We start from the raw sequence: 20,958 nt of genomic DNA, 5'->3' as shown, positions 1-20,958 counted from the left end.
CAGATAGGATGCTGGCGATCAACTAACCCCTGCCCCATAATAGTCGTTCCAGAAGCAGTCTTGCTGCCGGCTCAGGCGGACTGGGAAATAGGTTTGTTTAGGCTCCCATCCCGGAGTAGCGTTGCAAACCCTTGCGCCACAGCCAGCGATTGACCAGCCAAAACAGCCCCAGCCAGGCCAGGCCCATGGCAAAACCGCGCGGGATATCTTGCGGGATCCCCACCCAGAGGCCGGCGGGAAAATGTACCAAGTAGGGAAAGGGCGTCCAGGCCAAGACCTGGCGCACCGCCGGTGGAAACACCTCCAGAGGGGCGATCACCCCCGACAAAAACAGGTACACCAAGAAATGAAGCTGCTCCAGAGCCGATATTCGCTCCACCCAAAAGGCCAGCAGCGCCAGGGTGTACTGCATAAGAAAGCGCAGGGCAAAAGCCAACAGAATGGCCAGGGATCCCAGTGCCACCTGTTGCCAAGACGGGATCCAAAAAGCACGGGGGTAGAGCAGAAAAAAGAGGGCAATCAAAGCCACGGTAAAGGGGAGGCGGGCCAGGCGCTCCATCAGGTGGCTGGCGACGTGGTGCCAAGCGGGATCCAGAGGCTGCAACAGACGCGGCGATAACTTGCCTTCGACGACCTCCCGCTCAAAGTCCCAGATTACCCAGGTGATGCTGAACTGGCGCACCAGGAACACGGCCAGAAAATAGCGGCTGAACTCCAGGGAAGAGAGCGAGAAATCTCCTGAACGGGCGGCTTCGCTCCAGAGCCCCATCATGATCAAGGGCAGGGATCCGGCCAACACCCACAGGATCAGCTCCGCCCGGTACTCCAGCATGTAGGCGTAGTAGGCGGCAAAGAGCGCCCTCAGCTTGCGAAAAAAGGCGTTCATTGAGGCTCTGAAGGGGCAAGCGGACATAGAGTGGGCAACAGGCCGGCCAGATTGACCACCGCTCCCACCACGACAATGGCGGGCGGTGCTACAGGCGAGGGCTGACCGGCTAGAGTCTCCAAGCGGAGCAGATGAATCTCTTGTTCCGGGGTGGTGCCCCAGCGGATCAGGGCAACGGGGGTGTCGGGAGCTTTGCCGCCGGCCAACAATTCGGCGGCGATGTGGCCGAGGTTGTGCATACCCATGTAGATCACCAAGGTTTCTACGGCCTCGGCTAGGGCACGCCAATTGACCTGGGGGCGGTATTTCCCTACTGCCTCATGGCCGGTTACGAAGGCAACCGAGGAGCTGAGGTCGCGATGGGTGAGTGGGATCCCAGCATAGGCGCTGGCGGCCATGCCCGCCGTAATTCCCGGCACCACTTCCACCGGGATCCCGGCCTGGACCAGGGCCAGCATCTCCTCGCCCCCCCGCCCGAAGATGAAGGGATCCCCGCCCTTGAGGCGCACCACCACGGCTGCCGTCTGGGCTTTCTCGATCAGCAAGGCGGTGATTTGCTCCTGCGGGAGGGTATGGGCGCCGCAGTGTTTGCCGGCGTAGATTCGTTCTGCTGTGGGTGGGATCAGATCCAAAATGGGGGATCCCACCAGGGCATCGTAGATGACCACGTCCGCATGGGCGAGCAGCGCTTTGCCCTTGACCGTCAGCAGTCCCGGATCCCCAGGCCCTGCCCCCACCAGATACACTTTGCCCATCTCAAATCCCAATAGCTTGTCGGAAATATCTATTCTGCTGGAACAGGACAGTTTTGACCAACCAACCCTACTTCCCGGTCAGACAGGCCGTCTGCAGGGTCTCCTGGATGGCCTGTACCACCTGGGGATCCCGCCAGAGGGGCGGCTCCACCGTAATCTGCAGCAAGGGCCATTCTCGCTGTAGCCGCTGAGCTTGTTCTTGTAAAGCGCGCAGCAGACCGCCCGGAAAAAGAAAAAACGGCAGCACCCGCAGGCGATACTGGCTCAGACGCAGGCAATGGATTACAGCCGCTTCCAGGGTGGGGGGCTGGGCGGCAAAAGCCAGGTGGATGGGGATTCCGGGCAGGCGCTGTTCCAGAGCTTGGATCCCGGCCTGGAGCTGGGCGGCAAATCCCGGCAGGCGGCTGCCATGGCCAAATAGGATCCAGCCGTGGGTCAGTTCCCCCAACCGCTGCGCCGCAACCACGCGAGCCGCCACCAAATCGAGCAGGGCCGGGTGCTGGCCGATGGGGGGCGTCAGCAGCAACTGCAGGCGCGGCCAGCGAGCTTGAACCTGCTCCACCGCAGCCGGCAGATCCTCCTCCACATGGGATCCCCCGCCCATAAACAGCGACAGCAGCACCACCGGCCCATCGACTCTATCCAGACAGGAGGCCAATTGTCTGTGAATCTGCTCTGCCAAGGTCAGGGGCTGACCTTCCAACTGGGCCAGCTCCACCGGCTGAGGAGCCAGCCGCTGCCGCACCCGGGCCAGCAAATCCGCCGCCGCCTGTTGGTATTCCGGATCCCGGCTGCCGTGACAAACCAAAAACACCAGTGGAGCTGAGGACATGGCAGAAGTCAGGGATCCAGAGGCAACTGTTCTATTTTGCTACTTAGAAAGGTTCCGGCAACGTCTCGCGCCGGATCTGCGCGTATGATTTGATTAAAGTACACATCCTTTTTTCAGACTCGTCGGCCCTTTCCCAGGATTTCATGTCATTTGAGAATCGTTCCACCACCCCCGAACTGTTGATCCATGTTTTGCGGGAAGGGTTGACCGAATCTATCCATCATTGCCAAGCGGTCGTGGCCGATAGCCGCGGGCGCTCCCTGGCCATGGCTGGCAACAGCACCACCCCTGTTTTTGCCCGTTCTGCGCTCAAACCTTTCCAAGCGCTGGCCATGCTCTCCACCGGCATCCGCGAGCGCTACCGCCTCAGCGAGAAGGATATCGCCATTATGTGCGGATCCCATCAGGGCACCACGGCCCATGCGCGGCAGGTGTTCAGCATGCTCTGGCGCGCCGATCTGTCTCCCGAGCTGCTGGTCTGCCCCACCCCACCCGGCAAGCCCAGCCCCCTGTGCCACAACTGCTCCGGCAAGCATGCTGGCATGCTGCTAGCAAGCCGCGCCCAGAACTGGATCCTGCCGGACTACGCCCAGCGGCAACACCCCGTTCAGGCCCTGGTGCGGGCTAAGTTGGCGGATCTATTGCAGATGCCCTCGGAAGAGTTTTTGTTTGCCCGCGATGACTGCGGCGTGCCCACCTACCAACTGCAACTGAACCATTTGGCCTCTCTATTTGCCCAACTGACTGCCGGCGAGCGGCCCGACTTGGAGGCCATCGCCCGCGCCATGACCCACCACCCGGAAATGGTGGCCGGACAGGGATGTTTCGACACAGAATTGATGCGGGCTACCCAGGGAGAGCTGGTCAGCAAGTCCGGCGCCGAAGGGATCCAGTGCATTGGGCGCGTCGGAGAGGGGATGGGCCTGGCCATCAAGGTACAGGATGGGGCCGCGCGGGCCAAATATGCCTTGGCTTTGCATCTGCTGCAGCGCATGGGCTGGATCCAACCTGCCGCTGCCGAAATGCTAGGGGAGCGCTTCCTCGCCGTCGGCCCTTACACCCGCCTGGAGGTGGAAGGGGAGCTGCGCATGCCCTGAGCCCTCAGCGCTGAAAGGGATTTTGGTAGGGGTTGGGGCCTTGGCCCTTGTTGCGGTACTTGGGATTGATGGTCAGGGTGCCGGAGCCCAGGCCCCGCTGCGCCAAAAACTCCAGGTTGCGGCGGCGCATGATGGTGTCGTAGTCATCCTTAACGCGCTCTTCCAGGATAGCCACCTGCTGCAGCGCGCTCAGCAAAATGGCAGCCGCCTGTTCGGGGCTGTAGCCATTTTGGGAGGCATAGCGCACGGCAAACTCGTCGGCTGCCACCTGGGCCTTCTGGCCTTTCTCTGCTTTACGCAGCAGAAACACCGCCGATGCCGCCAAGCCGGCTGCCAGGCCCACGCCGAGGTTATCCCCCATTTGTAGCTCCACCAAAATGCCCATGCTGCCGGCCCCGATCAAGGCGGGATACAGCAACAGGGCCGACCAGTTATCCCCCAAGGCCAGCTCGGTGGCCATCACCGCCTCCCGTAGAAAATAAATCTTTTGTTGGTCAGGGTTCAGCTTTTGCCAGCGGCTGAGGTCGATGGCGAAGCGGGTGTACTTTTGCCAGGGAAAGCGCCAGAGCGGCTGCACAACCCGAGATTGGTCAGGGGTGCCGATCTCGATCTGCACCTCGGGTCGGATCTCCACCGGGAGAAACTGGATCAGGCGGTCAAAGTCGGAAATGGTGTACATGCTGGCAGGGTGCGGTTATGAGGAGCGGTTGGAGATCATTACTCATACATAGTAAGGGATCCTAGCCTTCCTTGCAGGCTAGCTCCAAGGGAAGCCTTTTGGCGGGAGGGCCGGGGCAGCTGTCGTCCTAGTTTGAGGAGGGATCCCGGCTGGGGTGTTTGAGATCCGTCAAATCGTTGAGGCGGCGCAGGATCCCCCATCCTTGCAGGGCTTCCAGCAGGGCTTCCCGCACAACGGCTACCGTCTCTTGGTCGAGGGCCAGCCGCAGATAATCCACTGCCAGACGGGTTTGCTCGGGCTCCAGGTGACCCATTAAACTCTGCAAGCGGCGAACCCCTGCCAGCCGTTTGAAGGCGTCGGGAGAGGCAATGTCGCTGAGATGGCGCTCCAGTTGAGAACGCTGCCGCTCTTGTCGGCGGCTGAGCCACTCCCCAAACAGCAACGATAACAACGCCAGCGTGGCCAATCCCTGCAAAATAGCGCCGGTGGTCAGCCAACGCTGGTTGGATTCCGCCCAGATGGAAACGAGGGTGTAGGTGCCGAAGGTGGCGGCTGCCCCCGCGCCAATCGCCAGCAAAAGCGAGCGATCCGCCTGTCGCAACCAGGCTTGCCACTCCTGCCAGCGGCGGCTGAACTCGGGGCTGCGCACCCCGTAGAGCCCCAACATGACCGAGGTGCCCACTCCCAGAGAGAGGGCCAGCCGCCCATTCCAAAAGGCCAGCCCCGCCAAGGCCAAGCTCGACAGGGCCAAAACCCGCCATTGCGGCCCCGCTAGGATCCACAGCGCCACTTGGGATCCCGTCTCCATTGCCCCACGCCCCACCCGCTGCAGATACTCTGGCCAGGATCCCTGGCCGGTAGAGGGGCGACCCGATTGATGTTTCACCGCTGGCTACTCCCAAAACTTTTTCCCATCCGGCCTTCTGTAAGGTGGCAAGATGTAGACGCTTTTTTCTAACTACTAATAACTAATAAATTATGCTGGTTGCGTTTCGCCGAGACGACCGAGATAGATTTTCCACCCTTGGGTTTGCAACTGGGCATTTTTCTGCTGTACCGTCTGTTTGAGGCTTTCCCGGTAAGCGATCACCCGCCGCAGCAGGTCGGCATCCCCACTGGCCAAGATCTGCACCGCCAACAGACCCGCATTGTGGCCGTTGCCAATGGCCACCGTGGCCACCGGGATCCCTTTGGGCATTTGCACAATTGAGTACAGCGAGTCTATCCCCTGCAGAGGTTGGCTGAGCACCGGCACCCCGATCACCGGCAGGGGGGTGAGGGAGGCCACCATTCCCGGCAGATGGGCTGCCCCACCTGCCCCGGCGATGATGACGCGGATCCCTTGGGTATGGGCGCGGCGGGCAAACTCCACCATCGCCTCCGGGGTACGGTGGGCACTGAGGATCTGCATCTGGTAAGGGATCCCAAACTCCTCGCACACCTGGGCGGCGGGTGCAAGGGTGGGCAGATCGGAGTCGCTGCCCATTAGGATGGCCACGAGAGGGGAGGGTTCCATAGGCTGCTGGCCCGGTGTAGCCGATCCATCATCGCATAGCCCAACCCCGTCGAGAGGGGTGGGGGTTCTGCCAACAGGAGCGTGGCATCCCCTTCATCCAGACGGCGCAAACTGGCAAAGAGGGCGCGGGCGGCTGTGTTGGGATCCGAGCCCAAGCATTCCACACTGAAAAGAACTCCTGGCCAGTGGCGGGAGAGGTGGTTTAGCAAAGCCTGGGGATCCGCGGCAAAACTGAGGATGCCCAGGTGGGAATGACCGGTCGCCAGGTGCTGTATCTGTTGCCAATCGCCGGGCTGAAGCTGGGCAAAGGCGGTGGGCAAAAGCCAGAGGGGCTTGCCAGGGGCATAGTGGCTGCTCAGCCGTCCCGGCGCCTCCGGCACTCCAGGGGCCTGTTCCGGGGCCAAGTGGATGGGTAGGCCCAGGTGGGCCTCCAGGGCTTCCAGCGGGATCCCCCCTGGGCGCAGCAGCGTCGGGATCCCTTCCGGGCTGAGCTTAAGCACGGTGGATTCCAGGCCCACGGCACACGCTCCCCCATCCAAGATGTAGGGGATCCGCCCGCCCAGCTCTGCAGCAACCGCTTGGGCTGAGGTGGGGCTGATGCGACCAAAGCGGTTGGCACTGGGAGCGGCCAGAGGGGTTTGTACTGCCTGCAGCAAGGCTTGAGCCACCGGGTGAGCGGGCACCCGCAGGGCAACGGTGGGCAACCCACTGCTCACCAGATCCGGCACAGTGGGGCACTTGGGCAGCACCAGGGTCAGAGGCCCCGGCCAAAAGGTGTCGATCAGGGATCCCAGCCAGGCGCGGGCGGTGGGAGTAAAAGCCGATACATCCACCAGCCATCCCTGCAATTCTTCTAGGGTCACCCCAGCCGGTAGATGTAGGATCAGGGGATCGAAGCGGGGACGCTCCTTGGCGGCAAAAATACTCGCCACCGCCTGCTCATCCAAGCCATTGCCTGCCAAGCCATAGACCGTCTCCGTGGGCATGGCCACCAACTGGCCCTGTCGCAAGGCGGCAGCCGCTACGGCAATGTGTTCAGAGGTGGGAGAGAGAATTTCCGTTTCCATCCATGAGTTGGATTGGGGGCAAGGGCTAGGACAGATCCATTTTGTTGCTACTTTCAACGCTCACACGAGCCCGATCCAAAGCTGCCATCACTGCCCCCATGGCTCCAGAGCCCAAGAAGCCGGCAGTAGCCGCAGGGTTAGCCAGACCAGCTCTTGCCGAGAGCTCCGGCGGGGGGAACGGGATCCTCAGCGCCTGCAGCCGCTCAACCAGTCGCTCCAACAGCTTTATGGTTCAGCTCCTCAGCCCACTGCGGCAGGTACCCGGAAAAATCCTGTTTTTTGACAAACCGAAAAGGCCCCGACAGGGATCCCCAGATCACTTGATCGGTCTGGGGATCCCGCCCTTGGTCTAAGCTGTGAAAGTAGTCGGCCCCGATCTCAAATTCGCTGTACAGGTAGGTGGTTCTGCCTTTGCGTTCGACAATACAGCCTTTGCCGGGCACGCTGCGGCCCCGATAGCAGGATCCCGTCCATTCCACCTGAGTAATGCAGCCGGGCAAGAGTTCCAACTCGGCTGCTGTCAGGCTGGCCAATTTCTGCAACTCTCGACCGGCACACTTGTAGGAGTCAGGAGCCGTCAGCGCATAATTTTGAATCCGGATCCCTTCTGAGGTCTCGAAGAGGTGGATCACCCGCTGCCGGTAGGGCTGTTCAGGGTAAATATCGTACAGTTGCTCCACATAAAACCCCACCCCCTGCAACACCGACCAAGGCAAGGGGCATTGGTACACATGAATATTGGCGAACCAGACGGGCTCGGCGATCGCCTGTTGTAGGTTATTGAAGTGGCCTGCCATCCAGGTGGCCAGTCGAGCCAGTTGCGGGGAGACAGACATAGGTTTAGATGGGTTTAATGGGTTCAAAAGATGCAGATCGAGGGCTCTCTTTCGCGTCAGCGGGACGTAGTCCTTACTGTTTCGGATCCTCTACAACACGCTCTACAGAAATCCACTCTAGTACTTTTGGGCAAGAGGGAACCACCTCATCGACGCGCTGGTGGGAAGGGGGTCGGGTCACGGGAACAGGCTAGAGTGGAGGAGCCAGACCACCTTTTGAGAGCTCGTTTGAGATGGACTGATGTCGGCCCTACCCACTCCTCTGCTGGGGCAATCCTTATCTGCCCTGAAAGACTGGGCAGTTGCCCAAGGACAGCCGGCCTATCGCGGGCAACAACTGCACACTTGGATCTACCAAAAAGGGATCCGCTCCCTCGAACAGGTGACGGTGTTTCCCAAAGCTTGGCGGGAGGCGGTGCAAAACTACCCGGTGGGGCGCTCGCGCATTGTGCAACGGACAGAGGCCCGCGATGGCACTGTGAAGTTTCTGCTGGGGCTGGCGGATGGGCAGTTGATCGAAACGGTCGGGATCCCAACGGCCAAGCGTCTGACGGTCTGTGTCTCTTCTCAGGTGGGCTGCCCCATGGCTTGCGATTTCTGTGCCACCGGCAAGATGGGCTACCGGCGCAACCTGGAGCTGCACGAGATTTTGGATCAGGTGCTGACGGTGCAGGAAGATTTTGGCCGTCGTGTCAGCCACGTGGTTTTTATGGGCATGGGGGAACCGCTGCTCAACCGCGATACGGTGGTGCAAGCCATCCGCAGCCTAAACCAAGATATCGGCATCGGCCAACGGCACATCACCCTCTCGACGGTGGGTGTACCTCGGCAAATTGCCTGGCTGGCGCAGCAGGATCTGCAAATTACTCTGGCGGTCAGCCTGCATGCCCCCAATCAAGAGCTGCGGCAGCGGTTGATCCCTGCGGCAACCCACTACCCTTTGGAGGCTCTGATCCAGGATTGCCGCGACTACATGCGGCGCACCGGGCGGCGAGTCAGCTTTGAATATACCCTGCTGTCTGGGGTGAACGATCTGCCCATTCATGCCCGCCAACTGGCGCACTTGTTGCAGCAGGCCAGCCGGTCAGGGGTGCAACTGCACGTGAACTTGATCCCCTACAACCCCATCTCGGAAGCCGACTATCAACGCCCCCATCCCGCACGAGTCGAGGCGTTTGTCCGCCAGCTTGAAGAGCACCAGGTGCAGGCCAGTGTGCGCCAAACCCGTGGCTTGGATGGCAATGCCGCCTGCGGCCAACTGCGGGGATCCTTTCTGCGCTCTTTGCCACGGGATTTGCCGGGCAACGCTTGCGCGAGTACATCAACTGAGTCCACAGGCGCGCTTTAACCAGGCGGCATCCTGTTCTGACAAGGTGGCGTGGTGGATGGCATAGACCTGCCGGTGATACTCATCAAGCCAAGCCCGTTGCGCCTCGTCTAAGAGATCCCAGTCGATCAGGCGCCCATCAAAAGGGATCCAAGTCAGGGAACGAAAGCCCATCCAGCCCTCCGGCTCCGGGATGGGGATCACCTCGTAGAGATTCTCCAGGCGGATCCCACCCCACCCCGGCTGGTAGTAGCCCGGCTCGATGCTGGTGATCATACCCACCTTGAAGGGGGTGCTGGCGCGGCGGTGGATCCCGTTGGGCCCCTCGTGGACGTTCAAGAAGGCGCCGACGCCGTGGCCGGTGCCGTGGCCGTAGTCCAGCCCTGCCTGCCAGAGGCTGGAGCGGGCAATGCCGTCCAAGGAGACGCCGTAGGTATCGGGGGGAAAGATCTGGCGGGCGCACTGGATGTGGGCTTTCAGCACCTCGGTATAGCGCCGCTGGCACAGGGGATCCGCCGGTTGCGAGCCAATCCAGATGGTGCGGGTAGCGTCGGTGGTGCCCCCCAGGTAGTGGGATCCCGAATCCAACAAAAACAACTCGCCTGGCTGCAAGAACTTCTGGGGATCGGGGGTGCCGTAGTGGACAATGGAGCTGTTGGCGCCGGCCCCGGCGATGGTGTTAAAGCTCAGGCCCACCCAATCCCCTTCCTCGCGGTAGTGGGCCTCCATGGTGGCCGCCACATCGGCTTCGCTGATGGGGATCCCCGCTTGAATTTGCCGGTCAATCCAGGCCAGGGTGCGGATCTTGGCCCGGCTGGCCTTGCGGTTGGCCAGCCGCATCTGCTCCAGCTCGGTGGGGTTTTTTACCGCCTTGAGGAGATCCACGGGGTGTTCCAGCTCGCGACAGGGGATCCCTTGCAGCAGCTCTTGCGTGCCCTGAGTGGTTTGCTTGGGATCCAATCCCACCGGCCCGTAGCCCTTGGCCCACTGGGGCAGCTGTTCTGGGTAAGCCTCGTAAGGCCAGAGCTCGACCTCGGCTTCCACCAGCATTTGCCGAGCCGAGGGCGTGAGGCGCTCCAGGTCAGTAAACAGGGCAGCCCTCTCCAGGCCGACCAGCGCGTAGGCGCAGAATACCGGGTTGTAGGGGATGTCAGAGCCGCGCAGGTTAAACAGCCAAGCTACCTGATCCAACTTGGTTAGGGGCAACAATCCCACCCGCTTGCGGCGCATCTCCTGGCGCACCTGGGCCAGCTTGTCGCTGGCAGTAGCACCGCAGAGCTGGGCAGGGACAGGATAGATGGGTTGCTGCAAAAGGGCTTGGCTAGCTTCCTTGGCCAGCTTGTCCAGCGGGTTTTCGCTAACCGGCAGCAGCAGCACTCCTCCGGCTTGGGCGTGGGTCTGCAACTGCCGGTAGCTGGCCACTGACACCGTGAAGGGATCCACTCCTAGGCGAAAGCCGGATCCCAGCTCTTCTACGATCTCCATCAGGCTGGGCTGATCCGGCAGGCCGCCTTTGATGACGGTAAACAGGTTGGGATCCACCTCCCGCTCCGCCTGCTCGTGGTAGCGGGGATCCACCCACAGCCAGGCCCTGTCTTGGCTGATCAGAGCATCGCCCACCGAGCCGGTAAAGCCTGTAATCCACTGCCGCCGCTTGCGATGTTCCAGCAAATACTCATTGAGGTGCTCATCAGCCGAGGGCACCCAAAAACCATCTAGATTTTGTTCCTGCAAAAGCTGGCGCAGCTGCTGCAAACGGGTGACAATCTCCGAACGGGGCAGGGTTTGGAGCATGGCAAGGACAAGAGGGAGATCTGGGCCGATGGCCCTAGAGACCAATATAGTTCTCTTTACCCTGGGAAAGCAGACGGAACATAGAGGAAGCGGCTACTGGGGCCGCTGCTCAACTCCAAAGTAGGAGCCAAGGGCTTCCGCGCCGCGTTTTTCAGCGATCGGGTGCAACCCTTGCCGCACTGCTTCTCCCAACCAGCACCGAAACGGCTGGCTACCTCGTTATTGAACGCCGTCGCGAACGCACCGCTCTAACTCCCCTCTCCCGGAGGGAGAGGGGTCGGGGGTGAGGGTCATCCCTGAGGGAGAGGGGTTGGGGGTGAGGGTTAGGATTCGGGAAAGCCGGCCTCTCGCCAAGCGCGGATGCCGCCGTCCATGGAGATCACGCGGCGGTAGCCCATCTTTTGCAGGTTGTCAGCTGCCAGCGCCGAACGAAAGCCGCCACCACAATAGAGGACAATTTCTGCTTCTTTGTCTGGGATCACCTTCTCGATATCCCGCTCGATGATGCCTTTGCTTAAGTGAATGGCGCCGACAATGTGGCCGGCCTGCCACTCCGACTCTTCCCGCACGTCAACCAAGTAGAAGGGATCCCCTTGCAGTTGTTTTTGCCTCACCTGTTCAACGGTGAGCTCTTGGATGCGGCTTTTGGCCTCGTTAACCAAAGCCAGGAAAGCAGGGGAGTGGTGGGACGCCATGCACACCTCGCAGAGAACCCAGCTCCCAGGATAAACCCAGGCCCAATCCAGTGAGGCAACGCCAAACCTCAAAATCGCTCCCCCCATGGCCAACCTGGACTCGGAAACCTCAAAACCTCGATCCTCAGCAAGCTAAACTAAGGGCAGATTTGCCGCCGGAGGCCCCCAGTTTGAGCTCTCGATTCACCCTTTCCCAACTGCTTGGGTTCCTTGCTCTGACTTTGAGCTGGGGGATCCCTTTCCCAAGCAAGGCACCGGCCCAGGCTGCCCCCATGCCTCTGGAAAGCGGGCTCCAAAAACAGGTCTCCGCCCCGGCACCGGCTCCCCTGGTGGAGTGGCTGAAGGAGCAAATGGACGCTGCCAACCGCCGCGACTTGCCGGGGGTGATGGCCGGCTACAGCCCCGACTTCCGCCACCGCGACGGCCTGGATCGGCAGGGGGTGGAAGAGGCCATTGGCAAGCTATGGGAGGCCCATCCCCAGTTGACCTACTCGGCGGAAATTGTCTCTTGGCGGCAGGTGGGCCCTGAGATCGTGGCCGAGATCGCCAGCCAAGTGCAGGGATCCCAAGCTTCAGCGCGGGGGGAGTTTCAGGTAAAGGCTTCCGCCCTGGTGCGCAACCGCTACCGCCCGGATGCGGCCAATCCAGGACAACTGCTGCTCGTAGACCAAGAAGTACTGCGGGAGGCCAGCACCCTCACCTCCGGCTCAGCACCTCCCACCGTCACCTTCGAGTTGCCGGAGGTGGTCAAGCCGGGATCCACCTACTCGCTGCAGGCCATTGTGGCAGAACCCCTCACCCAGTCCTTGCTGCTGGGCGCTGTCGATGAGCGGCCCGTGGCCGCGGCCAGCTACCTGGATCTGACCTCGTTTGCCCTCGAACCTCTGCAGGCGGGCGGGCTCTTCCTGCAGGCGGATGCCCCTCCAGAAGCAGGGGCTGAGTGGATCTCAGTGATGCTGGTCAACCAAAGTGGCCTTGTCGTCGAGAGCCGGCGTCTTACCATTCAACCCTGAGGGAGCCGACGTCTCTCAAGGGAGCCTTGTAGGACATATCGACTCCAAGCCCCTGCGGTCGTCGAAAACCTACAAAAAACTATCCGCTCTCTCCCACCGCCTAGGAGATAACAGGCGATCCGGGAGAGAGCGGCCTAGCGGGCCTTCAACTGGAACCTGACTGCCGGGAGGAACTCCAAGCGAGCCAGAACGCGAAGACTCCTCAGCAAGCTAAGGATCTGAGTTCAGGCCGTTAGAGAACAGCCCCGGCGCACAGCCGGCTGAACCCAACTTGACGACCCTTACAACTACTACTGTCTGGCATCCGCAGGAACCTCCCTTACTCAACAACATCCTGAGGCTAGCACAAATCTTTACCAAGGTGGCGGGCCGGATCCCTTCTCCCCAAAAGGGCTTCAATGAAGGGGATCTCAGGAGACACCGCTGAGGAGAGAGCAACAGCGTAGGATAGAAGGACGCCCTTTAGCCTGCTCAAATTGCCGTGGACTACAAAAGTACCCTCAACCTGCCGCAAACTCAGTTTCCCATGCGGGCGGAGGCCGCCAAGAGGGAGCCCGCCATCCAAGCCTTTTGGCAGGAAGAACAGATCTATCAGCGTCTGTCGGAAACCAATCCCGGGGATCCCTTTGTGTTGCACGATGGGCCGCCCTATGCCAATGGCGACATCCACATGGGCACCACCCTCAACAAGATTCTCAAAGACATTGTGAACAAGTACCACATTCTGCGGGGGCGCAAGGTGCGCTATGTGCCCGGCTGGGATTGCCACGGCCTGCCCATTGAGCTAAAGGTGTTGCAAAGCCTCTCCCCCCAGGAGCGGGAAAGCCTCACCCCCCTGCAACTGCGGCAAAAGGCCAGAGAGTACGCCCTGCACTACGTCAACGTGCAGCGGGCCAGCTTTCAGCGGCTGGGGGTATGGGGATCCTGGGATCGGCCCTACCTGACCCTCTCGCCGGAGTACGAGGCAGCCCAGATCGAGGTGTTTGGCCAGATGGCCCTCAAAGGCTACATCTACCGCGGCCTCAAGCCCGTCCACTGGAGCCCCAGCTCGCAGACGGCCCTGGCGGAAGCAGAGCTGGAATATCCCGACAACCACGTCTCCCCCAGCATCTACGTGGCTTTTCCTCTGCAGAGCCTCAGCCCGGCGGCGCAGCCGGTTTTGGAGCCTTTTCTGCCGGGCTTGCGGGTGGCCATCTGGACCACTACCCCGTGGACGATCCCGGCCAACCTGGCCCTCTGTTTCAACCCCAAGCTCACCTATGCGGTGGTGGAGTCTCCCCGCTTCGGCCTGCTGTTGATTGCTGCCGATCTGCGAGAGCGGCTGGGAAAAGTCCTGGAGACCCCCTTAGAGGTCAAGGCCACGCTGCCAGGATCCGCCTTAGAATACTGCCAGGGACGCCACCCCCTCTTTGACCGTGCCAGCCTCTGTGTTTTGGGGGACTACGTCACCACCGAGTCCGGCACCGGCATTGTCCACACGGCACCAGGCCACGGGGAAGACGACTTCAAGACCGGCCAAAAGTACGGCCTGCCCATCCTCAGCCCTGTGGACGAGCAGGGGAGATTCACCGCCGAGGCCGGATCCCAGTTTGTCGGGCTGGATGTGCTCTCCAAAAAGCCGGAGGCCAGCGGCAACCTTGCCGTGATCAAAGCCTTGCAGGCTGCCGGCGCCCTGCTCAAGGAAGAACCCTACAACCACAAATATCCCTACGACTGGCGCACCAAGGAGCCGACCATCTTCCGGGCCACGGAGCAGTGGTTTGCGTCTGTAGCCGGCTTCCGAGAGCTGGCCCTACAGTCCATCAAAACCGTGAACTGGATCCCGCCGGAAGGGGAAAACCGCATCACCGCCATGGTCAAAGAGCGCTCCGACTGGTGTATCTCCCGCCAGCGGGCTTGGGGTGTGCCCATCCCTGTTTTCTACGACGAAGAGACGGGCGAGGTTCTGCTCACGGCCGAAACCCTCGAGCACATCAAAGCCATCTTTGCCCAGGAGGGATCCGACGCCTGGTGGAAGCGCCCGGTGGAAGAGTTGCTGCCGGAGCAGTACCGCCGCAATGGCCGCACCTACCGCAAGGGCACAGACACCATGGATGTCTGGTTTGACTCCGGCTCCTCCTGGGCGGCGGTGGCCAAGGCCCAGGGGCTGGGCTACCCGGTGGATCTCTACCTGGAAGGTTCCGACCAGCACCGGGGCTGGTTCCAGTCCAGCTTGCTGACTTCCGTGGCCGTCAATGGCTGTGCCCCCTACAAAGCAGTGCTCACCCACGGCTTTGTGCTGGACGAAAAGGGCCAAAAAATGAGCAAATCCCTGGGCAACGTTATCGATCCCCTGGTGCTCATCAACGGCGGCAGCAACCCCCAGACGGATCCCGCCTATGGCGCCGATGTGCTGCGGCTGTGGGTCTCCAGTGTGGACTACTCCGGCGATGTGCCGATAGGCAAGACCATCCTTGGGCAGATGGCGGACATATACCGCAAGATCCGCAACACGGCCCGCTTTCTGCTGAGCAACCTTTATGATTTCAACCCAGCGCAGGATGCTGTTCCTTTTGAAGCGTTGACGGAGTTGGATCGCTACATCTTGCACCGCCTGCAGGAGGTGGGAGAGGAAATCACTGAATCTTTTGAAAGCTACCAGTTCTACCGCTTTTTCCAGGCGGTTCAGAACTTCTGCGTGGTGGATCTCTCCAACTTCTACTTGGATATCGGCAAGGATCGCCTCTACATCAGCCACGCCCGCAGCCGGCGGCGGCGGCAATGTCAGACGGTGCTGTCGCTGTTGCTGGAGAACTTGGCCAAGGCCATCGCCCCCGTGCTCTCCCACCTCGCAGAAGAGATCTGGAGCTACCTTCCCTACCCCAAGCCTACCCGCTCGGTGTTTGAAGGGGGCTGGATGCAGCTGCCGGAGCAGTGGCGGGATCCCCAGTTGGCGGCCACTTGGGAAAAGCTGCGGGCGGTGCGGCAGGAGGTGAACAAAGCCCTAGAGCAAGCCCGCACCGACAAGCTCATTGGCGCTTCCACCGAGGCCAAACTGATCTTGAAGGTGACGGATCCCCATCTGTACTCCCTCTTGGAAGAGCGGGCGGCAGAGCTGCGCTACTTGTTCATCACTTCCCAAGTCGAGCTGGTCAAGGCCGACCCTGGAGAGGAAGACCTGCAGGTTGTCGTTCAGCCGGCGGACGGGAAAAAATGCGTGCGCTGCTGGAACTATTCCACCCGCGTGGGCGAGTTTGCCGAACACCCAGAGCTGTGCGAGCGCTGTGTAGCCGCCTTAGCTGGGGAGTTTTAATGCCGGGGTGGGTTGGCTGCAAGCGTGCTCGATATGCGTGTACAACACCTTGCCGCGCAGGGGCTTCTCTAGCCAGGGAGTGGCGTGGGATCGGGAGTGGAGGGTGGCGGCAGAAACCGTCCACGGGTGGGCGGGATCAAACAGCACCCAGTTGCTGTGGGGGGTGAGGGTGGGCGGATCTAAGTTGAGGCAGCGGGCCGGGTACAAGCTAAGGGCCGACCACAGTTGCAGGGGGGTCAGGGATCCGGTTGCCACCAGATGCTGCCACAGCAGCGGCAGAGCCAGCTCCAGGCCCATCGCCCCTGGCGGAGCATCGGCAAAGGGCAGGGTTTTCTCTTCATAGGTGTAGGGGTGGTGATCTGTGGCGATCCCCAGGCTGCCGGAGCGGATCCCGGCGACGAGAGCCGCGCGGTCGGCGGCGCTGGGAAGGGGGGGCAAAAGACGCAGGTGGGGATCGTAGCGGTGCTCCCGGACGGCTTCTTCGGACAAGATCAGGTGCATCCAGGAGGTGCTGGCGGTCAGCGGCAATCCTTCGGCTTGGGCTTGCTGGATCATCTCCAGGCTGCGGGCTTGGCTCAGGCGCATGATGTGCACCGGCGGGGGGGAAGGAACAGTTCTGATCACCTCCAACAGGCGGGCCAGAGCGGCTGTTTCGGCACTGGCAGGGATCCCTTTCAGCCCCAGGCGCAGCGCCCAGATCCCTTCGTAGAGGCTGCCTTGCCCGGCCAAGCTGGGATCCCAGGCCCAAAGCAGCAGGGGCTTGTTCTCCAGCCGCAGATATTCTAGAGCCCGCCGCAGCAGCGCCAAGGAGCGCAGCGGCTGAACCTCCGCAAAGCCAACCGCTCCTGCTTGCGCCAGTTCTCCCCATGGGGTCGGGGTTTCTCCTTGGCCGCCCACGCTCAGGGCAGCTAAGGGCAGCCAGCGGGGATCCCCAGGTTGGCGGGGGTAGCGGTTCAGGTGCTCTGGGCGATCCAGCACCGGAAACCAGCCGGTTCCGGGCGGGGGGGCGGGCAGAAGCGCCACCTGGGCGAAGCCTCCCGCCAAAGCCGCTGCAGCCAAAGAGGCCAGGGTCTCGCGGCTGTGGGATAGACCGTTGCCAACCATCTCGCCGCTGTGGGCGTACAGATCCAGCAAACCCGGCCCTAGAACCCAACCGGAGCCATCAAGGGTGGGGATCTCGGCAGGGATCCCTGCCGGCTCGCTGGCCCGGAGGCGACCTTCCTGCAACCACACGTCGGTCACTTCCTCCCGCTGGCGCAAGGGATCCAGCAGGCGCACTGCTCGGAGGCGCACGTCTTTTCCCAGCAGCTCAGGGGGGAACAGAGAGGGCCCCATCTTCACAAAGCTCCGGCGGTGGTGCAGTCCAGGATCTGGCCGGACAGGTGGGTGGTGAGGTTCAACACCTTTAAAACCGGGGCGCCTTCTTTACCTTCTGGGTAGTCGATCACCGTAATGGCACCGTTCCCCTGCTTGAAGATCCAAAAGGCTTGTGGGGAAAGGTCGAACAACTGACAGATGATGGCCTTGTTGATGGCGTCGTGGGCAACAACCACCGCTGTGCCTTGGGGAAATTGGGCGGCGGTGATGGCCAAAAGCTCCTGCCAGGCCGAGCGAGTCCGCGCCCACACCTGGTCAAGGTTTTCCCCGTTGGGCATTTGCACACTGGCGGGATCCCGCTGCCAGCGCTCCAGCGCGCCGGGGTATTCGGCTTCCACTTCGCTCTGCAGCTTGCCCTCCCAGTCGCCGTGGCAGATCTCCTGCAAGTCGGGCATGGGGCGCAAGATCAGGTTGCTGTGGTTGCTGCAGATGGCGTCGGCTGTGGCCCAGGGGCGCTTCAGGGGGCTGGAGAAGGCCAGTTGCAGGGGTTGAGTGGCCAAAAATTCTGCCACCTTGGCTGCCTGTTCTTCCCCGGTGGCATTGAGGGGAATGTCCCGCTGCCCCTGAAAACGGCGCTCCCGGTTCCATTGGGTTTCCCCATGCCGCACCAGCAAGATGCGGATCCCCTGCTTGCGCTTGGGCAGAGCTGGGCCGAGGTGAGCAGTGATGTTCAAAGATTCCAGTTGCGGCGGCCCCTGCAGGCCCTCAGGGAAATTGAGCACGCTGATGGCGCAGTTATCCTGCCCCAGACGGTGATAGTGGTGTGGCCCCAGGCCAATGGCGGTGCTGACCAAGGCGCGATTGATGCCGCTGTGGCCCACAACGAGGATATTGAGGGTCTGGCTTGGGGCGGACTCTGCTCGGGCAGCAGATTGCAAGTGCTCGGCCAGCATTTGCCAAAACTCCCGCGCCTGCTGCCAGAGATCCCGCACCGGAAAGCGCCCCTGCAGCTCCAGGCTGTCGGGATGGTGCCGCCACAGATGGTAGTCTTCGGGGTATTTCTCCTTCACCTCGGCAAAGGTCAGCCCTTCCCAAGCCGTCAGGTCGATCTCTCGCAGTTGCTCGGTAATCTGCAGAGGGATCCCTTCTCGCTCTTTCAGGATGATGCGAGCGGTATCGAGGGCGCGAGAAAGGGGACTGCAATAGGCGTAATCCAACGGGATCCCGGCCAGGGCTGCGGCGACGCGCTGCGCCTGCACTGCTCCGCTGGGGGCCAGACGAGAGAGATCGGAGCGGCCTTGAATGCGATTTTCCAGGTTAAAGGTGCTCTCACCATGGCGCACGATCAAGATGCGCAGGGCAGGCTGAGCCATCGCTTGCACTTTACCCACTCATGAACACCTTCTAGAGTATCGCCATTGGGCGGTGCTTGCCTTGGCCAATTACCGGTTGGGTTGCAGACTGAGGGTTGTTTCGGTTGGCTGCCGCTTATCGTGAGGGCATCTTGGCCACCTTGGAGGAGAGCTACCATGCTGCGTTCCCATTGGCAGAGGTTTTGGCTGGAATGGACATTCGCCACGTTGTTGGGGCAGGGGGCCGGCCTGGTGCTCTTTGCCTTGGTCGTGGTGATGTTGAGTCAGTTTTTCCGTCCGCCGCTGCTGCTCTTGGGCCTGGTGCTGGGTTTTTCGCGCGGGCTGGGGGTGGGGATCGGCCAGGGGCTGGCGCTGGGATCCCGGATTTTGCTCTCGACGGAGCAGGCTGTGGCCTGGGTGGGCGCAACTGCTCTGGGCTGGGCTGTGGCTGACGCAACAAATGGGCAATGCTTGGCTGGGGGTGGTGGTGGCAGGAGCGATTTTGGGCTTGGCGCAATGGCTGGCCCTGCGCTCAGGTGACGGCGTGGCTGTGGATGGCCACGTGGATCACGGCCTTCGGGCTGGGCCAGTTGGCAGAGCAGGTGCTGGGGAACTGGCCAGAAAACGTTTGGGCGGCAGTGGCCTTGCTGCTGATCCGGAGCACCCTAGATGGAGCGGTGACGGGCAATAACTTGGCCTGGATGTTGCAGAATCGGCCAGAAGCATCTTCGTCAGATCCCGGCTGAGGCCAGGAGAGACAAGCAACTCTCCCCTCACAGGTAAGATGGTTAGGCGGTGCTGGAATGCTGCCGTCAGGCTGGAGAGGGGATATGGGACAACGGCAACTCCTGCGGGGGATCTTGATCGGGTTGGGCCTTCTGGCCGCCATGCTGGTGTGGGTTGTCGTGTGGCTGCTCACCCGCAGCCCGGTGGCTTTGTTGCTGGCCCACCCGGAACTGCCGCCGATTGTGGGTTTGGCCCCCCGTTCTACCGAGGCTTTGCTGCTGTTGGCCGTTCCCCTCGACGAGGTGCAAGCGTTTTGGCAAGCTGCAACCCCTGCCCCCCAACGACGCGCCGCCCGTCAGCAATGGCAAAAGTTTTTCTCCGCCGAAGGCCCGGGTTGGCTGGGATCTGTACTGGCCGGGGCAGCTCTGGATTTTGAGCGGGAGGTGCGTCCCTGGCTGGGAAAAAGCACGCTCTTGGCCAGCTTGCCGGAGGGGGGGACTTTGGTGGCCCTGGAGACGCGGGATCGGGCAGTCTCTCAATTTGAGCTGAACCTGTTGTGGGAACGGCAGAGTTTGGCGGGGATACCGGTGCAGGTGGACACTTACAAGGGCATTCAGGTGGTGTCCAGCCCGATTCCGGGCCTGGAGGGGTTCTCGGCGGCTGTTTTTGGCGAGCAGTACGTGTTGTTGGCGGAGCAGCCGGCGGCCATTCGCGCTGCCATCGATGCTTGGCAATTGCCGCAGTTGTCTCTGGTGGCTCAGCCCCTGTTTCAGCAGGTGATCGAGCCGCTGCAGGAGGCGCATGTGGGTTGGGCCTTCTGGCAAAACCCGGAAGCGGTTGCTCCGGACGGGCTGACGTTGCAGGCAGTGGGGCTGGGACTGGGGGTGAACTTCCGGGGCTTGGTGGCCGAAAGTGCTGCCCTCTGGCGTGCGCCTGCTGAGTTCTTCTTGCCGGCGGCAGAAGCTTTTCGTCCGGAGATCATTCAGCATCTGCCTGACGAGACCTTGGCGCTGGTTTCTGGAGCTCACCTGGCCTCGGTTTGGCAGAGCTTGGGGCAGATCCGGCCTCTGAGCCCCCTGGGGTGGCGGGTGGATCCCGGCCAATGGCTGCAGCGCTTACAATCTCAGGTGAAGCTGGACTGGCAACGTCTGTTGCCAGAACGGGGGGAGTTTGCCTTTGCCCTTTTGCCCGGCGACCGGGATCCGGCCTGGCTGTGGGTGGGTAAGATGCCGGACGAGCCGGGTTCCGACCTGGATGAGCGGGCGCGCGCCCAAGGCTGGCAGGTGGTTTCTCTCCCGATGCAGCGCGGCACCGCCACCGCTTGGGCTCAACCCAAGCCTTTGCAGCCCAGCCGCTCCGCCTCTGGAGCGGAGATCCCTGGCGGTGGGCCGCCGGAGGTCAGCGGGGAAGAAGGAGCCCTGTCTCTCCCCCAAACGCCGCCAGGGATCCCGTTGCTGGCGCAGGTGTATCACGCCGACCACAAAGGCTATTCCTACCTGGCCTCTTCCTTGGCGGCTTTGGAGGCGGCCCTCGCGGATCCCCCCTTAGCTGCCGACCGCGCCTGGCGCAAGGTGGTGGCTCCTCTGCCCCACCGCAATCTGGGCTATGGATATGGATCGCTGGGGTTGCTGCTGGAAAGCACGCTACTTAAGGGATGGTCGTCCACGCGCTTTGCCTTTGCCACCACGGCCCTGACGGTTTCTGAGGCTCCCTACCCGGATCGGGGCCGCCAGATCACCCAAATGGGCAAGCTGGTTTGGCAGTGGTATTGAGG

General features: G+C 61.8%; 19 protein-coding genes. 7 read left to right on the top strand and 12 right to left on the bottom strand.

Going from position 1 to position 20,958, the window contains the following annotated elements; translation table 11 throughout:
• Window positions 1–97 precede the first annotated feature (97 nt).
• The 3 genes from NW826_RS12255 to NW826_RS12245 form a co-directional block, all read right to left on the bottom strand.
• A complete protein-coding gene (locus tag NW826_RS12255; protein WP_414337067.1) occupies window positions 98–886 on the bottom strand; it encodes an ABC transporter permease in 789 nt (262 codons plus the stop codon).
• Window positions 883–1,641 (bottom strand): uroporphyrinogen-III C-methyltransferase, encoded by a 759-nt coding sequence (gene cobA / locus NW826_RS12250; RefSeq protein ID WP_414332467.1) that lies wholly within the window; start codon window positions 1,639–1,641, stop codon window positions 883–885. Before cobA ends, NW826_RS12255 begins: the two co-directional genes overlap by 4 nt.
• Before the next feature lie 67 nt (window positions 1,642–1,708).
• The gene (locus NW826_RS12245; RefSeq protein ID WP_414426636.1) at window positions 1,709–2,473 is read right to left on the bottom strand and encodes a sirohydrochlorin chelatase; all 765 of its coding nucleotides are present in this window, start codon (window positions 2,471–2,473) and stop codon (window positions 1,709–1,711) included.
• A 143-nt stretch (window positions 2,474–2,616) separates the two neighbouring features.
• Here NW826_RS12245 and NW826_RS12240 point away from each other — a divergent pair, with 143 nt between their 5' ends.
• A complete protein-coding gene (locus tag NW826_RS12240) occupies window positions 2,617–3,570 on the top strand; it encodes an asparaginase (RefSeq protein ID WP_414510263.1) in 954 nt (317 codons plus the stop codon).
• A gap of 4 nt (window positions 3,571–3,574) precedes the next feature.
• Here the strand turns inward: NW826_RS12240 and NW826_RS12235 are convergent, their stop codons facing one another.
• The 5 genes from NW826_RS12235 to NW826_RS12215 all read right to left on the bottom strand — a co-directional run bounded on the left by NW826_RS12235 (window position 3,575) and on the right by NW826_RS12215 (window position 7,668).
• The gene (locus NW826_RS12235) at window positions 3,575–4,249 is read right to left on the bottom strand and encodes a DUF3318 domain-containing protein (RefSeq protein ID WP_414510262.1); all 675 of its coding nucleotides are present in this window, start codon (window positions 4,247–4,249) and stop codon (window positions 3,575–3,577) included.
• Window positions 4,250–4,376: 127 nt separating this feature from the next.
• Window positions 4,377–5,135: a hypothetical protein gene (locus NW826_RS12230; RefSeq protein WP_414510261.1), complete on the bottom strand. Its 759-nt coding sequence runs from the start codon at window positions 5,133–5,135 to the stop codon at window positions 4,377–4,379.
• A 90-nt stretch (window positions 5,136–5,225) separates the two neighbouring features.
• Complete coding sequence (purE, locus tag NW826_RS12225; RefSeq protein WP_414332477.1) at window positions 5,226–5,765, bottom strand: 5-(carboxyamino)imidazole ribonucleotide mutase; 540 nt, start codon at window positions 5,763–5,765, stop codon at window positions 5,226–5,228.
• Window positions 5,735–6,832 (bottom strand): L-threonylcarbamoyladenylate synthase, encoded by a 1,098-nt coding sequence (locus tag NW826_RS12220; protein WP_414332479.1) that lies wholly within the window; start codon window positions 6,830–6,832, stop codon window positions 5,735–5,737. Before NW826_RS12220 ends, purE begins: the two co-directional genes overlap by 31 nt.
• Window positions 6,833–7,035: 203 nt before the next feature.
• On the bottom strand, window positions 7,036–7,668 hold the full coding sequence (locus tag NW826_RS12215) for a chromophore lyase CpcT/CpeT (protein ID WP_414332481.1): 633 nt from the start codon (window positions 7,666–7,668) through the stop codon (window positions 7,036–7,038).
• A 241-nt stretch (window positions 7,669–7,909) separates the two neighbouring features.
• Between NW826_RS12215 and rlmN the strand changes: the two genes are divergently transcribed.
• On the top strand, window positions 7,910–9,016 hold the full coding sequence (gene rlmN, locus NW826_RS12210) for a 23S rRNA (adenine(2503)-C(2))-methyltransferase RlmN (protein ID WP_414332483.1): 1,107 nt from the start codon (window positions 7,910–7,912) through the stop codon (window positions 9,014–9,016).
• On the opposite strand, the gene NW826_RS12205 is transcribed toward rlmN, so the two are convergent.
• Together NW826_RS12205 and NW826_RS12200 are read right to left on the bottom strand one after the other, a co-directional pair.
• On the bottom strand, window positions 8,990–10,789 hold the full coding sequence (locus NW826_RS12205) for an aminopeptidase P family protein (RefSeq protein ID WP_414510260.1): 1,800 nt from the start codon (window positions 10,787–10,789) through the stop codon (window positions 8,990–8,992). The two genes, rlmN and NW826_RS12205, sit on opposite strands and share 27 nt — an antisense overlap.
• A 323-nt stretch (window positions 10,790–11,112) precedes the next feature.
• On the bottom strand, window positions 11,113–11,556 hold the full coding sequence (locus NW826_RS12200) for a rhodanese-like domain-containing protein (protein ID WP_414510259.1): 444 nt from the start codon (window positions 11,554–11,556) through the stop codon (window positions 11,113–11,115).
• A 200-nt stretch (window positions 11,557–11,756) separates the two neighbouring features.
• Between NW826_RS12200 and NW826_RS12195 the strand changes: the two genes are divergently transcribed.
• Together NW826_RS12195 and ileS are read left to right on the top strand one after the other, a co-directional pair.
• Window positions 11,757–12,497 carry a hypothetical protein gene (locus NW826_RS12195; RefSeq protein ID WP_414332489.1) on the top strand — a complete coding sequence of 247 codons (741 nt, stop codon included), beginning with the start codon at window positions 11,757–11,759 and terminating at the stop codon, window positions 12,495–12,497.
• A gap of 526 nt (window positions 12,498–13,023) precedes the next feature.
• Entirely contained in the window at window positions 13,024–15,789 is a 2,766-nt protein-coding gene (gene ileS, locus NW826_RS12190; RefSeq protein WP_414510276.1) for an isoleucine--tRNA ligase, read from the top strand.
• On the opposite strand, the gene NW826_RS12185 is transcribed toward ileS, so the two are convergent.
• Window positions 15,772–17,124 carry a dihydroorotase gene (locus NW826_RS12185; protein WP_414348184.1) on the bottom strand — a complete coding sequence of 451 codons (1,353 nt, stop codon included), beginning with the start codon at window positions 17,122–17,124 and terminating at the stop codon, window positions 15,772–15,774. The two genes, ileS and NW826_RS12185, sit on opposite strands and share 18 nt — an antisense overlap.
• A 2-nt stretch (window positions 17,125–17,126) precedes the next feature.
• Complete coding sequence (locus NW826_RS12180; RefSeq protein WP_414332493.1) at window positions 17,127–18,479, bottom strand: histidine phosphatase family protein; 1,353 nt, start codon at window positions 18,477–18,479, stop codon at window positions 17,127–17,129.
• A gap of 156 nt (window positions 18,480–18,635) precedes the next feature.
• Here NW826_RS12180 and NW826_RS12175 point away from each other — a divergent pair, with 156 nt between their 5' ends.
• The 3 genes from NW826_RS12175 to NW826_RS12165 all read left to right on the top strand — a co-directional run bounded on the left by NW826_RS12175 (window position 18,636) and on the right by NW826_RS12165 (window position 20,956).
• Complete coding sequence (locus tag NW826_RS12175) at window positions 18,636–18,998, top strand: hypothetical protein (RefSeq protein ID WP_414510258.1); 363 nt, start codon at window positions 18,636–18,638, stop codon at window positions 18,996–18,998.
• A gap of 14 nt (window positions 18,999–19,012) precedes the next feature.
• The gene (locus NW826_RS12170) at window positions 19,013–19,204 is read left to right on the top strand and encodes a hypothetical protein (protein WP_414337076.1); all 192 of its coding nucleotides are present in this window, start codon (window positions 19,013–19,015) and stop codon (window positions 19,202–19,204) included.
• Window positions 19,205–19,288: 84 nt separating this feature from the next.
• Window positions 19,289–20,956 carry a DUF3352 domain-containing protein gene (locus NW826_RS12165; protein WP_414510257.1) on the top strand — a complete coding sequence of 556 codons (1,668 nt, stop codon included), beginning with the start codon at window positions 19,289–19,291 and terminating at the stop codon, window positions 20,954–20,956.
• Window positions 20,957–20,958 lie beyond the last annotated feature (2 nt).

This window comes from Synechococcus sp. OH20, assembly GCF_047502685.1.
In the GTDB taxonomy this organism is placed as follows: Bacteria; Cyanobacteriota; Cyanobacteriia; order Thermostichales; family Thermostichaceae; genus Thermostichus.
The sequence above is the reverse complement of the archived record's forward strand: the minus strand, read 5'-3'. Positions and strand labels throughout refer to the sequence as shown.

Coding starts and splice junctions, on each gene's coding strand:
- NW826_RS12255 (WP_414337067.1), bottom strand. CDS start 886: ATGAACGCCTTTTTTCGCAAGCTGAGGGCGCTCTTTGCCGCCTACTAC.
- cobA (WP_414332467.1), bottom strand. CDS start 1,641: ATGGGCAAAGTGTATCTGGTGGGGGCAGGGCCTGGGGATCCGGGACTG.
- NW826_RS12245 (WP_414426636.1), bottom strand. CDS start 2,473: ATGTCCTCAGCTCCACTGGTGTTTTTGGTTTGTCACGGCAGCCGGGAT.
- NW826_RS12240 (WP_414510263.1), top strand. CDS start 2,617: ATGTCATTTGAGAATCGTTCCACCACCCCCGAACTGTTGATCCATGTT.
- NW826_RS12235 (WP_414510262.1), bottom strand. CDS start 4,249: ATGTACACCATTTCCGACTTTGACCGCCTGATCCAGTTTCTCCCGGTG.
- purE (WP_414332477.1), bottom strand. CDS start 5,765: ATGGAACCCTCCCCTCTCGTGGCCATCCTAATGGGCAGCGACTCCGAT.
- NW826_RS12220 (WP_414332479.1), bottom strand. CDS start 6,832: ATGGAAACGGAAATTCTCTCTCCCACCTCTGAACACATTGCCGTAGCG.
- NW826_RS12215 (WP_414332481.1), bottom strand. CDS start 7,668: ATGTCTGTCTCCCCGCAACTGGCTCGACTGGCCACCTGGATGGCAGGC.
- rlmN (WP_414332483.1), top strand. CDS start 7,910: ATGTCGGCCCTACCCACTCCTCTGCTGGGGCAATCCTTATCTGCCCTG.
- NW826_RS12205 (WP_414510260.1), bottom strand. CDS start 10,789: ATGCTCCAAACCCTGCCCCGTTCGGAGATTGTCACCCGTTTGCAGCAG.
- NW826_RS12195 (WP_414332489.1), top strand. CDS start 11,757: ATGCCTCTGGAAAGCGGGCTCCAAAAACAGGTCTCCGCCCCGGCACCG.
- ileS (WP_414510276.1), top strand. CDS start 13,024: ATGCGGGCGGAGGCCGCCAAGAGGGAGCCCGCCATCCAAGCCTTTTGG.
- NW826_RS12185 (WP_414348184.1), bottom strand. CDS start 17,124: ATGGGGCCCTCTCTGTTCCCCCCTGAGCTGCTGGGAAAAGACGTGCGC.
- NW826_RS12180 (WP_414332493.1), bottom strand. CDS start 18,479: ATGGCTCAGCCTGCCCTGCGCATCTTGATCGTGCGCCATGGTGAGAGC.
- NW826_RS12175 (WP_414510258.1), top strand. CDS start 18,636: ATGCTGCGTTCCCATTGGCAGAGGTTTTGGCTGGAATGGACATTCGCC.
- NW826_RS12170 (WP_414337076.1), top strand. CDS start 19,013: ATGGCCACGTGGATCACGGCCTTCGGGCTGGGCCAGTTGGCAGAGCAG.
- NW826_RS12165 (WP_414510257.1), top strand. CDS start 19,289: ATGGGACAACGGCAACTCCTGCGGGGGATCTTGATCGGGTTGGGCCTT.